General features: G+C 64.0%; 12 protein-coding genes and 1 pseudogene. 3 read left to right on the forward strand and 10 right to left on the reverse strand.

The features are described from left to right. The coding region (locus FWD29_06485; protein MCL2803584.1) for a GTP-binding protein at positions 1 to 1,561 on the reverse strand (1,561 nt) is incomplete at its 3' end. 547 nt (positions 1,562 to 2,108) lie between these two features. Between FWD29_06485 and FWD29_06490 the strand changes: the two genes are divergently transcribed. Further along, a complete protein-coding gene (locus tag FWD29_06490) occupies positions 2,109 to 2,933 on the forward strand; it encodes an endonuclease domain-containing protein (protein ID MCL2803585.1) in 825 nt (274 codons plus the stop codon). Positions 2,934 to 2,998: 65 nt separating this feature from the next. Here the strand turns inward: FWD29_06490 and FWD29_06495 are convergent, their stop codons facing one another. After that, positions 2,999 to 3,763, reverse strand: coding sequence for an ABC transporter permease (locus FWD29_06495; GenBank protein ID MCL2803586.1), 765 nt, complete (start codon positions 3,761 to 3,763; stop codon positions 2,999 to 3,001). Beyond that, a complete protein-coding gene (locus tag FWD29_06500; GenBank protein MCL2803587.1) occupies positions 3,760 to 4,548 on the reverse strand; it encodes an ABC transporter ATP-binding protein in 789 nt (262 codons plus the stop codon). The genes FWD29_06495 and FWD29_06500 overlap by 4 nt, the downstream gene beginning before the upstream one ends. A 52-nt stretch (positions 4,549 to 4,600) precedes the next feature. Between FWD29_06500 and FWD29_06505 the strand changes: the two genes are divergently transcribed. Beyond that, positions 4,601 to 5,533, forward strand: coding sequence for a TetR/AcrR family transcriptional regulator (locus tag FWD29_06505; protein MCL2803588.1), 933 nt, complete (start codon positions 4,601 to 4,603; stop codon positions 5,531 to 5,533). A gap of 30 nt (positions 5,534 to 5,563) precedes the next feature. Here FWD29_06505 and FWD29_06510 read toward each other — a convergent pair. Together FWD29_06510 and FWD29_06515 are read right to left on the reverse strand one after the other, a co-directional pair. After that, positions 5,564 to 5,926 (reverse strand): annotated as a pseudogene (locus FWD29_06510) (response regulator transcription factor). A 46-nt stretch (positions 5,927 to 5,972) separates the two neighbouring features. Beyond that, positions 5,973 to 6,491: a sigma-70 family RNA polymerase sigma factor gene (locus FWD29_06515; protein ID MCL2803589.1), complete on the reverse strand. Its 519-nt coding sequence runs from the start codon at positions 6,489 to 6,491 to the stop codon at positions 5,973 to 5,975. Between the two features lie 259 nt (positions 6,492 to 6,750). Between FWD29_06515 and FWD29_06520 the strand changes: the two genes are divergently transcribed. Next, a complete protein-coding gene (locus FWD29_06520) occupies positions 6,751 to 7,410 on the forward strand; it encodes a class I SAM-dependent methyltransferase (GenBank protein ID MCL2803590.1) in 660 nt (219 codons plus the stop codon). Between the two features lie 203 nt (positions 7,411 to 7,613). Here FWD29_06520 and FWD29_06525 read toward each other — a convergent pair whose 3' ends face one another. The 5 genes from FWD29_06525 to FWD29_06545 all read right to left on the reverse strand — a co-directional run bounded on the left by FWD29_06525 (position 7,614) and on the right by FWD29_06545 (position 12,792). Next, positions 7,614 to 9,653 (reverse strand): hypothetical protein, encoded by a 2,040-nt coding sequence (locus FWD29_06525; GenBank protein MCL2803591.1) that lies wholly within the window; start codon positions 9,651 to 9,653, stop codon positions 7,614 to 7,616. Next, positions 9,650 to 10,042: a DUF2304 domain-containing protein gene (locus FWD29_06530; GenBank protein ID MCL2803592.1), complete on the reverse strand. Its 393-nt coding sequence runs from the start codon at positions 10,040 to 10,042 to the stop codon at positions 9,650 to 9,652. Before FWD29_06530 ends, FWD29_06525 begins: the two co-directional genes overlap by 4 nt. A gap of 2 nt (positions 10,043 to 10,044) precedes the next feature. Further along, complete coding sequence (locus FWD29_06535; protein MCL2803593.1) at positions 10,045 to 10,749, reverse strand: glycosyltransferase family 2 protein; 705 nt, start codon at positions 10,747 to 10,749, stop codon at positions 10,045 to 10,047. 125 nt (positions 10,750 to 10,874) lie between these two features. Next, on the reverse strand, positions 10,875 to 12,524 hold the full coding sequence (locus FWD29_06540) for a leucyl aminopeptidase family protein (GenBank protein ID MCL2803594.1): 1,650 nt from the start codon (positions 12,522 to 12,524) through the stop codon (positions 10,875 to 10,877). Positions 12,525 to 12,624: 100 nt separating this feature from the next. Beyond that, a complete protein-coding gene (locus tag FWD29_06545; protein ID MCL2803595.1) occupies positions 12,625 to 12,792 on the reverse strand; it encodes a DUF3117 domain-containing protein in 168 nt (55 codons plus the stop codon). Positions 12,793 to 12,894 lie beyond the last annotated feature (102 nt).

Consider the following 12,894-nt stretch of genomic DNA (forward strand, 5'->3'; position numbering starts at 1 on the left):
CGGCGCCGGGCCGGTCTGCCACGATCGATCCGGTGACGCGGCTAATAATTGACCCTGCCCAGGGTTCGTAAGGTGCGGCGATGGAATGGGCAATGCCGGTGCCGCGGGTCTCGGTCAGGAACTGGGTCCTGAACGAGATCAAACCGCGGGCTGGGACTTTGAACTCCATACGGACCCAGCCGGATCCATGGTTGGCCACAGTTGCCATGCGGCCCTTGCGCGCCGCCATCAGCTGGGTGATTGTGCCCAAGTACTCTTCCGGGGCGTCAATCGTCATCGCCTCGATTGGCTCGCACAGCTGACCTTCAATCATTCGGGTGACGACATGGGGTTTGCCCACGGTCAACTCGAAACCCTCGCGCCGCATTTGCTCCACCAGCACCGCCAGGGCCAGCTCGCCACGGCCTTGGACCTCCCAAGCGTCGGGCCGGTCGGTTGGCAGCACCTTGATTGAAACGTTGCCAACCAACTCGCGTTCTAGCCGGTCTTTGACTTGCCTGGCGGTCAACTTGTGGCCCTTGGCCTGGCCGGCCAGCGGCGAGGTGTTGATGCCAATGGTCATGGCAATGGCCGGGTCGTCAATGGTGATGGGTTCGAGCGGACGCGGGTCGTCCGGGTCGGTTAGCGAATCGCCAATCATGATTTGCCCAATGCCGGCTACCGCCACAATGTCGCCTGGCCCGGCTTGGTCTGTCGGCACCCGGTCGAGGGCCTCGGTGGCCAGCAGTTCGCCTATCCTGACCGTTTGGCTGGTGCCATCGCCTTTGACCCAGGCAACGTTGGCGCCTTTTGCCAGCTGGCCACTGTAGATGCGTAGTAGGGCCAGCCGCCCCAAAAAGGGCGAGGCGTCGAGGTTGGTGACTTGGGCCTGGAGGTTGGCTTTAGGGTCATAGCTTGGTGCCGGGATGGTTTCGATTATGGTGGCGAACAAGGGCTCCAAATCCCGGGCGGCGGGCTGTTGGCCGTTGCCCGGGGCGGTCAGACAGGCACGGCCGGATTTGGCGTTGGTGTAGACAATGGGGAAATCAAGGACGGCGTCGAGGTCGAGCCCTGGATTGTCCTCGACTAGGTCGCTGGCAAGGGCCAGTAGCAGGTCGGTTGTTTCGTGGACCACTTCATCTGTGCGGGCATCGGAGCGGTCGACCTTGTTGACCACCACGATCACCGGCAAAGCCCTGGCCAAGGCCTTGCCCAGGACAAACCTGGTCTGGGGTAGTGGGCCCTCCGAGGCGTCGACCAGCAGCAAGACACCATCCACCATTGACAAGCCGCGTTCAACTTCGCCGCCAAAATCGGCGTGGCCAGGGGTGTCGACCACATTGATAGTGGTTTTGGTGCCGGCAGTGTCCTGGTAGTGCACCGTGGTGTTTTTGGCCAGGATGGTGATGCCCTTTTCCCTCTCCAGGTCGCCGCTGTCCAAGGCGCGCTCGGCGACATGCTGATGGGCGCCAAAGGCGCCGGTTTGCCACAACATGGCGTCGACCAAGGTGGTTTTGCCGTGGTCAACATGAGCCACAATGGCGATGTTGCGCAGGTCATGGCGCTCAGCGCGCTGCTGCATCGAAGAGCTCGTTTCTATTGGGTGCCCTGGTATTGGTCGTGGACCGGGCGCCCATCCTACCCGCAGCCATGGGGGATTGATCACCAGGCAAAGCCCGGTCCCAGCTCCAGCAGCTAGCTGGACCATCAGCACCAGTGGTTCAGACCATCGGGTGGTGTCGTTAGGCCAATACTCCCCATCGTGCGGCGTCGTTACGCCGTTTGACCGGTGCAGCCCGCCGCGTTGTCCCAGGTGTTCGAAGTAGTGCCAGCCCGCGAAACGGCGTAACGACACCACTCGATTCGCAATAACAATAGAACTGCCCCGCACGATGCAGGGCTGCGCGGGCCTGGCGCATCCCTGCCGCGCATCCCTGCCGCGTCGAATTGAACGAATACCAGGCTGGGAATTCTGACCGTCGTCCACAGGCCCTGTTGCTAAAGGCTTGATTTCGAGTCATTGTCGACCAATGAGTCCCAGACCGCTGCGCCGCCCTCCCGACTGGACTCCGGGGCCTGCCAGCCATCAAGCCGGAGTATTTACGTTTGCCCAGGCCTTGGCCGGTGGTATGAGCTCAAGCGAAGCCCAGTATCGCCTCAAAATCGGATGGTGGCGTCGAGTTGCCGGCCGGGGCTTGTCGCTGGCGAGCACCACAGTTACCGCCCTTCAAGATGCCTGGGCATTGCGCCTGACCTGGACCACTGCGGTTCTCTGGGGACCAAGCGCGCTGGCTTTGTGGCTCCCCGGCGCCCCATTGCCCAGCCAAACACATGTCAATGGTCAGTTGAAGGACAAGCGACGCGAGCAATACCGGCTAAGGGCACGGCGCCACCGCTACCGGCCTAATGAAGTCACTTGGGTTGGGGGACTTTGCTTGCAGACCCTCCCGGCAGCCTTCGTCGACACTATGCGGGTTCTCACCGAAGAGGCCCGCAGGCCCTTGTTCTCTTGGGTCCTGACTAGAGAGAAAATTAAAGCCCAGGACTTTGTCGGCGCAGTCGAGCTGCGGCGGGGAGCAACCGGGATTCGAAGCCTCAGCGACTACGTGGAAATGGCCATCTACAATCTGGCTTCAGAGGCAGAGCGTCGTCTAAAGGACCTCTTCGACCGCTACGGAATTGCCGGCTGGCAGGCCAATGCCACGATTCGCCTGGCGGATGGAACCCCCTTCAAAGCCGATTTCCTCTTTGCGGCCCGGAGACTGATCATTGAGGTCGACGGTTGGGCCTTCCACCGCGACCACGCCGTGTTCCAAGCCGATCATCGGCGCGACCTGTTACTTGGCGCGGCCGGATACCAAACCATCAGGTTGACTTGGGACCAGATTGTCAACCGTCCTGCGGAGACCATTCGGGCGATTCAACAGACTCTGGCGCAAGAACCAGTCTCCTGACCAGAACGGCGTGTCTTGCGTCCGGGACTGGGGATCGCGGGCGCTTGGGGGCCGGTCACCAACCCCTACAGGCGGCGGCGCAGCGACGCTTCGGCGCCGCCTACCGCTGCGACCACCCAAATGGTTAGTACCACTACGCTCCGGGTGGTGACGGAAAAGGCTTCCGGCATCACCCCGGCCCGCATCAGCTCCGCCATCGGCTCAATCGGCAGGAAGTGGTGAATAGTCTGGAGCCACCCAGGCAGGCGCTCTGCCGGGAAGGACACCGGCGAGAACATTAGGACCACGAAGGTCAGCAATTGGCCTATGACATTGGCTATTTGCGGGTGTAGCAGCACGGCGTAGGAATAACCCAGCGAGGTCGCCGTCAGCGCAACAACCAAGACCACCAGGATGATCCATGGCCTGGGCGAGATGCTGACGTGAAAGCGAGCCGCGCCGATGATCCAACCCAGCACTAGTCCGGGCAAAACCAGGGCCGTCCACATAGTTACCTCGGCCAGGACCAGGGCCGTCCGCGCCACCGGCCAGGTCTTCATCCAAGCCAGCGACCCGTTTTCCTTCATTTGCGAGACTGACTGGGAGGTCACGATCAGCGCCACCGTCAACAGAGCGGCGGTGCCGGCTCCGGTGGTCAGGTAGCGTGCGAAGAGTTCGGGCGGGTTGCCCACAAACATGCCCAGTCCCAGCACCAGCAGGACTGAGACGGCGATTTGGACCGCGAACAGTAGGGGAAACTGTGACGCATTTGACCTGACCCTCCACCGCACCAAAAGGGCCACGGACTGTCCCAAGCCGGCTGGTGCCACCGCCGTTTGTGCCGTGCTCATAATCTGCTCCCGTGATTGTCGCCGTTGTTGGCCGGCGCGCCGGCCAGGGCCAGGTAGGCCTGTTCCAGGTCAGCTGTCTGGGTTTGCTCAGCAATGGCCGCAGGTGACCCGGCCGTCACCACACGGCCATGGTCAACAATGACAACGTGGTCTACCGCCGTCTCGGCCTCACGGACGTTGTGGGTGGTCAACAGCACTGCCCCGCCCCGGTCCGCCAGCGCCCGGACTTCGCCCCAAAGCAGGCGGCGGCGGGCCGGGTCAACATCGTTGGTTGGTTCGTCGAAAACATGCAGCGCCGCTGGTGCCGCCGCAGTCATACAAAACGCTGTCAGCCGGTTGATCCCGCCCGAGGCTCTGGCAGAGGGTTTGTCAGCCCACTCGCCAATATCGAGGGTGGCGATTAGCTCGGCCGCTCGCGCCTGGGCCGCCGTCTTGGCCACGCCGCGCATTCTTGTCACCAACGTCACCGCCGTGCGTGGCGTCAAACCGTCTAGCGGGATATTGGCCTGGGCTTGGATGGCGGTCAATTGCCTGGCCCGGCTGGGTTGGGCAATGGCATCCACCCCCGCCAAGGTGATCGATCCGGCGTCAGGGCGGATCAGCCCAACTAACGCGTTGACCAAAGTGGTCTTGCCGGCTCCGTTGTGCCCCAGCAGCCCAACCACTTGACCAGGTCTGACAGTCAAATCGATGCCGTCGTTGGCCAAGACCCCATTCTTGCCGCGATATCGCTTGACCAGGCCCTTGATCTCAAGCACCGGGCAGCCCATCTCCATTGAATGCATACCGGTTAGTATACACCGAACGGTTAGACAGTCCAAGTGGTATGCTTTGGCAATGAAGAGAAAGCGCCAGACTGGATCCGGCTCAGCGCCGGAGGCTGGCTCTGAGCCCGCTCGGAGCCAAGGCCAGACCTCAGGTCCAGAAGAATCGAATGGCCCCTCTTCCCGCAGCCCCGGCCAAATAGGCGATCCAGGTGATCAAAGCGGCCAGGCAACCAACTCCGCTTCGAACGACGCCACGGAACTCGGCTCGGCCGCCCGAGCCCTGGGTGAAGCCGCTCGCGCCTTGACCTTAGCGCTGCGCGATTCGTTCCAAGACGCCTCGCCTCGCATCAACGAAGCGCTAACAGTCGGCCTGCGTGAAGCCGCCCAGTCGATAGATGGTGTCTCGCAAAAGGTCAAGACCAAATCAGAGTCCCAGCAGACCGGCAGCCGGGCCAGACGCAGCGAAAAGACCCGCGAAGATCTGCTGATGGCCGCCGCCGAGGTCATCACCGAAAAAGGCTATTCGGCCGCCTCGGTCGAGGATATTGCCGCCGCGGCCGGCTACACCAAAGGCGCCGTCTATACCCATTTCGCCACCAAGCGTGAATTGTTCGCCCAACTAGCCGTGGCCCACCTTGAGGCCAGCCAACCCCTGCCCGAACCAGGCACGCTGGCTGCGGAAATCGCCAAGTCCTTACGCCAGCAAACCGACCCCAGCTGTGTCCTGTTGACACTGGAAATCCTGGCCTTGGCCATTCGTGACGAAGAGTTTCGCCGGTTGATCGGATCGGTCTGGATCGACGCCCTGGAAATCGTGGCCGGTCAGGTAGCAGCCAACCGCGGTGCCAGGCAAGTCGAACAAGCCGACCGAGACACCGCCATCGGGCTGGTGGCACTAATCAACTTGGCCCGCGCGCTGGCCTTCCTGGCTGTTTCGGAAGAGGACCCGGAAGCCTCAATCGAGCTGACCACCCGCCTGGTCACCCGGCTGTTGGAGGGTTGATTGAGCCGCTGGTCGACCAAGCTAGGCCGGGTCGGTGCCGGTGCGGGCCAGCAGGGCTTTGACCCGGGCCAGGAGCTCTTCCAAGTGAAAGGGTTTGGTCACGTAGTCATCGGCCCCGGCGTCAAGGCCAACAACCAGGTCGACTTCATCCGCCCGGGCGGTCAAGATGAGGATGGGCGGTCCTGCACCCCTGCTTCGAAGGGCCCTGGCCACCTCCAGACCGTCCACGTCCGGCAGCCCCTGGTCCAGTATCACCAGCTCGGCTTCGACCGGCGCGCTTAGCACGGCCTGACCGGCGGCGTGCTGGGTAACCTCGTAGCCTTCGCGGATCAGCGCACGCGCCAGCGGCTCGGCAATCGCTGGGTCGTGTTCGGCTAGGACAATTCGCGCCATGAACAAATAGTAGGTTACTTGGCCCGGTTTGGCGGTGGCGGCTCGACTATCCGCTGGTGCCAGGGGCCGGGCGCTCGAGCCATTGCTGCAACCAGCCACGGGCCCGGTGGATGCGTGAGCGGACCGTGCCAAGCTTAAGGCCAAGAATCTGGGCAATCTCCTCATAGGAACAGCCCTCGATGGCCCGCAGAACGAACGGCTGACGGAACTGCTCGGGCAGGGCGGCTAGAGCGGTTGAGACTGCGGCGTCGAGGTGCCGGCTGACGTAGATGTCGAGCGGGTCCGATGCCGGGTCCTCGAGGAGTTCTTCAGCCTCACCAAGCGATTCGAACCTTAGGCGGGCCCGGCGCCGGGCCTGGTCTAGGAACAGGTTGGTGGTAATGCGATGCATCCAGCCTTCCAGCGAACCGGCGCCCTTGGCGTCAAGCGCTGTGATGACGCGAACAAAGGTCTCTTGGGTCAGATCCTCGGCGTCGAAGCGGTTGCCGGTCAGGTGGTAGGCATGGCGGTAAATTCGGGGTGAGTGGGTGGTAATCAGGGTGTCCAAATTGCCGGGGGCGGGCATCAGTTCTAGTCCTTAGAGCGCGAGGTAACTGGTGTCTTCCTTCGGAGTCAATAGCCTATTGAGCCTGGTGAGACCGCCTTACCAGAAGGGCAATAAGTGTGATCAACCTCACAATCCGGGCAGTGGTGCTACCTGGTTGCCGCTGCTGGTCACGTTGCCGGTTGTCATGCCCGGGACAGCGTTGGGCGCCAAACCGCCCGCCCGCGACACGACCGATCCCCGGGGCCAACTCACTCCAGGCGTCCGATAGCATCGAAGCGTGGCTGAGGGATCGGTCGACTACGTCGCCAACTGGGTATTCGCGGAGGACTTTGTGCCGGAGCCGCCGGCTTTGGTTAGCGCCAGGGCCCGCGCCCGGGAGTTGGGCTGCCCGGCGCCGCTGCCTGGAGCGGCCGCTTTGCTGCGGGTTTTCGCCAGTGCGGTCGGAGCCCGCTCAGCCGTAGAAATCGGCACCTCGGCCGGGGTGGCAGCATTGCACCTGCTGGCGGTCATGCCCCCTGGCGCCATTGTCACATCGATCGACATTGAGGTTGAGCACCAGACTGCTGCCCGGGCGGCCCTGACGGACGCTGCGGTGCCGCTATCGCAGATGCGGCTGATCAACTCCCGGCCAGCGGAGGTCCTACCTCGCTTGGCCGATTCCGCCTACGACCTGGTACTGCTGGGCGGGGCCAAACGTGATTACACCGAGCGGCTGCCGGACGCATTGCGACTGCTGCGCACCGGTGGCGTGCTTTTCGTCGACGGGGCGTTGGCCGGCGGGCGGGTGCCTGACCCGGCTCGGCGTGACCCGGTGACAGTAGCGGTGCGTGAAGTGGCCCGTGAGCTGCGCAATCACGAAGAGCTAAGCGTGGCTTTGGCCTCGGCCGGGGACGGCGTGGTGATCGCGGTCAAACGCCCTCCAACCCACCGGCTTTAGTTCCACCAAGCACCGACGCTGATCAACACCCCGGCCAGGCCGGCTCCGGGCTCTGTCGCGGGCTCTGCCGGGCGGCTGGTGTCTGGCTCAGTTTCGTGTCGTTGGTGTTGTCAGGAGGCCGGATCGTTGCAGGCGGTGATGCGGTAGAGGCTGGCTGTGCCGCCTGAATCAACCAGCTCAAAGCCGCTAGTCAAGTTAAGGCCTTAGGTCATAGACGCGAAGGTGTCAACGTCGCGGAAGGTAACTGGGTCAAGATACAAGTAACGGGCCTCGATCTGGTCCAGGGCTTGGCAAACCTTCGGGTCGCTGGCAATCGAAGGTAAATGCTCCATTAGATAGCGCCGGGCTTGACCCCAGTTGCCGGTTAGATGCGGGAAGACAACCTGGCGGCCGGTTAGCGAGTAGATGTAGGCCGAACCGTTGGCCGGGTCGCCCAGCACTTTGCCCGTCCCTAGTTGCTGGTCCAGCCGGCGGATCATTTCCAGCTCAGCCCGGGTCAGCATTCGAGGTGAAGCCTCAGTTGACCAGCCGTAGCCGTATTGGCCGTAGCGCCCTGGTCGCAGTGCCATCGTCACGACCGAACTGGCCAGGCAAACCACCGTCAAGGCGGCCAAGCCAATCCGCCAGGCTTTGGCCCGGCCGGAAGCCGCGTTGTTGTTATGCCAAAGCTCGATCTCGCGGCGTTGGGGGTGGTTGGGCAGGAACCCGACCAGGCCCCAGCTGAATCGGGGCAGCAGCTTCGAGCCAACCCAAGCCAGGCCGATGGCGGCGATCGGGATGGCGATTAGACCCAATAGGGGACCAATCCGGGTGCGGTCGGAATACCACAAGCCGGTTAGCGGCGTCATCGGCCCAAAACCGGTAACGCAACCAACGTAAATGACCAGGGCGGAAAGGTAGCTCGCCACCAGCCAGCGCTGGCGGCGGCGAACCACCAGCAACACAGCCCCGCAAACCAAACCCAAAGACAGCCCCAACCCCGGCCCCACCTGGAACAACGAAGTCGAGTCACCCATGGCCAGAGCCAAGGCGGCCAGCGGGTTATCGCGGCTAGCCCAGCCGGGTCCAGAGACAAGCCGTTTGACCTCGGGCACGGCCAGCAGCAGGACAACAGCCAGAGCAAACAACGCCACTACCGCGGCCGAACAGACCACCGTGGCCAGTCGCCAACCGCGCCGCCAGCCGCGCAAAGCCAGCGTCCCCAGGATGTAGCCGGAAATAGGCCAGGCCAGCAGCCAATAGGAAAACACGCCAATTGGATGAGCCAGGCCCAGGCCGAGAGCAGCCACGCCCAGCACTAACAGGCGCCCAACCACCCCGCCCATCCGCAAAGTCACCAGCCGCGCCAGCTGCACCGACCAACCCAGCAGGGCCGGCAGCAACGCCACCGCCACCGAGTTAGGGATCAACCCAACCAGTGACAAGGGCTGGCCCTGCCCCACGGCCGCCAAGGCCACCCCAATCACCGCCAGGGTAAACCGCTTGGGGAAAAGCACCTGCATTAGGTAGGTCACGCCGACCACCCAAACAACCGAACCGCTGATCAGCTGCACTGCCAGCAGGGCCGGCCAAACCTGGCAGGCACTGGGCAGCAGGGCGGCCAGGGCGTGGACCGTCGAGGGGTAGTAGGCGCTAGTGGCCTCAGGTGAGTTCAGAACCCCGGCGTGAAGCGGCGAGGCATTGGCGCTGTCGGCAATGAACTGCACCAGATTGCCGTGAAAGACCACGTCCCAACCCTGCGGAATAGCGCCAAGGCCACCCATGCCGGTCAGGGCGCCAAGTCCAATCACCGCCATGGCCCCCAGGGCCACCAGGCCCACGATTCGCCACTGTCGCCAGGACCAGGCCGGCACCGCCCGCAACGGAGGTGCCGGGACGGCCCGCATTTGGCCCGCGGGCCCGGGCCGCATGGGACCGGCCGGGACGGCCTTGGCCGCCGCACCACCACCGGTGGCGGCTTCATCAACGCTGGGGAAAACTTTGAGCGGGAAAAACCAACCGACCAGGGCGGCCAGGGCGCAGGCCAGAGCGGTGGCCAGCAAGGCCGTCAACCAGCTCCAGCCGAGCCCAAGGATCGGCGCCACAACCGAGCCGCACCCAATCACCGCCAGGCTTAGCGCCGGGGCCATGGCCAGCAGCGACAGGCCGCGCAGCCCGGCCAGAAAAGCCACCGCGGCGCCGGGCAGCCAAAGCCAGACCCCCGCCACGGTCAGGGCCAGCAGGCCGGTCAGCCAGGCAGTCATGTCTGACTGGTTTTGCCCGATGCCGGCCCTTCGGTTTGGCCTTTTGGCGGCAGTAGACCGCGCGGTGGCGGCGCCTGGGCCAGGGTTAGCCGGCGGGCCAAGGCGGTCAGGTGGCGGTTTTGACGTTTGTCATGGAAGTAGCGGCCTGCCACGTAGCCAAAGAAGGCCACCAGCAGAACGTAGAGCAGCAGGTCGGCGCCGCGCCCAACCCCAATCCAGTTGGCCACCACGGTAGTGGCGTCGGGGAAAATCACCGCCGCCACCGCCAGCAAGGCGAAGGCCACCAAACCGAGGCGCCGTACGGCCTGATGGCGGGCGCCCTGGCCGCGCAGCAGCAAGCCGGCGGTCAAAACCACCAGCACAATCAGGGCGATCCGAATAACGTTCATACCTACCTCAGCAGCAGCTCAACCAGGATGTTGACCGAATTGAGCAATGACTGGCCCTTTGACTTGGCGTAGGGCGAATAGCTGATCTCGGTGGGGTATTCGCGGTAACTGGCTTTCATGGCCGCCAGCTGCTCGAGGACTTCGGTGGCGTGAGCCATACCGTTTTGGCGGATAGCCAGCTTGGCGGCGGTTGCACGGTTGAGCACTCGCAGGCCGTTGTGGGTGTCGGTCAGCTTTAGACCGACTGAGAGGTTTGTGTAAGCCACGGCCAGGCGCAAAACCAGCCGTTTGAGCCCGCCCATCTGCCCCTTGCCATCGACAAAACGCGAGCCCAGAACCGCGTCAAGGCCGCCGGCGCCATCGGGCGGGGCCTGCAAGACTCGGGTCATGGCGACGGCATCGGCAACCCGGTGTTGGCCGTCGGCATCAAAGGTGACCACTCGCTGAGTCAAATCATCGCCTAGCACGTAGGTAATGCCAGTTTGCAGAGCGGCCCCTTGACCCAGGTTGAAGGGATGGCGCAGCAGCCTGACGCCGCGGCTGGCAAAACCGGCGGCGATCTGGGCCGAATCGTCGTCTGAAGCGTCGTCGACCACGCAAACGTGGTCAAAAGCGGCGCAAAGATCCTCCAGCGTGGCGGCCAGCACCGGCGCTTCGTTGTAGACGGGCATGACCACCCAAGTGTCGTCAAACTCGGTTGCGGTCATGGGCATAAGACTAGAGCAGGCCGTGTGATGCGCCTGGAACTCTCCCAACGCACCACACGACCAGCTGGCCTTTGCTCGCCGCGTTTTTTTGGGTCCACTTGGCGCCGACCAAGCCAACACGGTACCTAGCTGGCGGCGGCGGCCAGGTCGACCAGCAACCGGACGCCAAAACCGGTGGCTCCTTGGTCGCTCAGCGCTGTAGAGGCACTGGCCCGGGCCGAAACCATATCGACGTGGGCCCAAGGGCCAATCCCAGCGAATTGGCGTAGGAAAAGCGCGGCCGTAATGGCACCGCCGCCGCGCGGTTTGGCCGGTAGTTGCAGGCAGTCGGCCAGCTGAGAGTCAAGTGATGGCAGGTAGTCCTCGACCAGCGGCAGGCGCCAAATAGCCTCGCCGGCGGATTCGGCGGCCTGCTCAAAGGCGCTGGCCAAGGCGTCGTCGTTGGCAAAAAGAGCCGAAGTCTGCTCGCCCAGTGCCAGCCTGGCCGCCCCGGTCAGCGTAGCCAGCGTGACGGTGGCATCGGCCGCCAAGGTGGCAGCGAAACCGAGCCCATCGGCTAGGACCAGCCGGCCCTCGGCATCGGTATCGGCCACTTCAACTGTGCGACCGCCGTAGGTTTTGATGACATCGCCAGGGCGGTAGGCGCCGGCGCCAAAGCCGTTCTCGGCCAGGGCCAACACTGCGGTCAAACGAACCGGTAGCTCTAACTGGGCGGCGGCCCAAACCGTGGCCAAGGCAGTGGCGGCGCCGGCGCAGTCAGTCGCCATAGTTGACATCGAGGCCCGCGGTTTGATGTCAAGCCCGCCGCTATCGAAGGTGATGCCTTTGCCCACTAGAACCAGGTGAAAGGGCTGTTTCAAAACTGGGCCAGCCGTGGCCGGTTGGTAGCGGGCCACCACCAATCGGGGCGTTCTATCTGCCCAGGGGGCATCTATGGCTCGGCCAGGGCGGCGGGCCTTGGCGATGCCGCGCAGTTGGGCCTGGCTTAGGCCGTGTCCTGGGCCAGTGCCACCGGCTCCTTCGCCAGCGTAGCCACCGGGGCCTTGACCGCCTCCGGCGCCACCACCAACCGCCAAGATGGCGCCAAAACCTTGGCTGGCCAGGTCATCTGGGTCCAGCACAGCGACGCTAATCGAGTCGGTCTGTGCCGCCAAGTCGCTAGCACAAGCGGCGAAACTGGCCGGGGTTTTAGTCGAGGCCGGCCAGTTGGTCAAGTCGCGAGCCAACATGGTGGCTTGGGCTCTGATTTGAGCTTGCCCGATGGCGCTGCGGTCGTGGCGGCCCAATAGCACCAGTTCGCCCAAACGGTCATCGGTAGAGGTCTGGCTGGCTTTGGCCCGGCGGTAGCCACCGAGCCAGAAGCCTTCGACCAAGGCAGCGGTCATCGATCGGTCGTCGGTGGCAATTGGCGTCACCACCGTGCCGTTCTTGGCCTCATTAGCCAAAGCCGCCCCGGCCCGCCGCAGGGCGGCTGGCGAACCGTCGCCCAGACCAACTAGGACCAGGCGGGGAGCCAAATCAGTCCAGGGCAACGCCTTGTCGCCAGCTGAGGCGTGCACTTGGGGTAAGTCCAAGGCCAAGGTCGAACCGGCACTGGCCTTGAGACTGCGGCGGCAGGCGACTTGGGCCAAGTCGACGCCGTAACGCAGGCCGGCATCGGCCGTACCCGGGCCCGGCTGGACGCCTTCGCCTTCTGGGTCGGGGCTAACTGGCACCGCCAAAACGGCGGCCTTTTTGGCCCGGATTTGGGCCGAGGTTAGAACATGACCCCGCACTACCCGGATTTGGGGGAGCAGCCGGGGCTTGGGAAAATCAGCTGGGAGGCTGTCGGTGGCCGGGCCGGGTAATTTGGTCTTTGCCCTGCTGGAGGGCGGCCTAGCGGCCAATGGCCTTGAGGGCCTCGCCCAGGTCTTCGGCCTCGGTCGGAGTCAGTTCAACGACCAGCCGGCCGCCACCTTCCAAAGGCACGCGCATGACAATGCCGCGGCCTTCCTTGACCACTTCCAGCGGCCCGTCACCGGTCCTCGGCTTCATCGCTGCCATGTGGCATTCCCCTTCCAGATTCTGTCCGGTCTGGTGATAAGTTTACCGCCTGGCCTGGCGTCTGGCCTAAAGCCGCCTGGGCGAGCCGGGTTTGACGTGCTC

It is taken from the genome of Micrococcales bacterium (assembly GCA_009784895.1).
GTDB lineage: Bacteria > Actinomycetota > Actinomycetes > Actinomycetales > WQXJ01 > WQXJ01.

Coding starts and splice junctions, on each gene's coding strand:
- FWD29_06490 (MCL2803585.1), top strand. CDS start 2,109: ATGAGCTCAAGCGAAGCCCAGTATCGCCTCAAAATCGGATGGTGGCGT.
- FWD29_06495 (MCL2803586.1), bottom strand. CDS start 3,763: ATGAGCACGGCACAAACGGCGGTGGCACCAGCCGGCTTGGGACAGTCC.
- FWD29_06500 (MCL2803587.1), bottom strand. CDS start 4,548: ATGCATTCAATGGAGATGGGCTGCCCGGTGCTTGAGATCAAGGGCCTG.
- FWD29_06505 (MCL2803588.1), top strand. CDS start 4,601: ATGAAGAGAAAGCGCCAGACTGGATCCGGCTCAGCGCCGGAGGCTGGC.
- FWD29_06515 (MCL2803589.1), bottom strand. CDS start 6,491: ATGCCCGCCCCCGGCAATTTGGACACCCTGATTACCACCCACTCACCC.
- FWD29_06525 (MCL2803591.1), bottom strand. CDS start 9,653: ATGACTGCCTGGCTGACCGGCCTGCTGGCCCTGACCGTGGCGGGGGTC.
- FWD29_06530 (MCL2803592.1), bottom strand. CDS start 10,042: ATGAACGTTATTCGGATCGCCCTGATTGTGCTGGTGGTTTTGACCGCC.
- FWD29_06535 (MCL2803593.1), bottom strand. CDS start 10,749: ATGACCGCAACCGAGTTTGACGACACTTGGGTGGTCATGCCCGTCTAC.
- FWD29_06545 (MCL2803595.1), bottom strand. CDS start 12,792: ATGGCAGCGATGAAGCCGAGGACCGGTGACGGGCCGCTGGAAGTGGTC.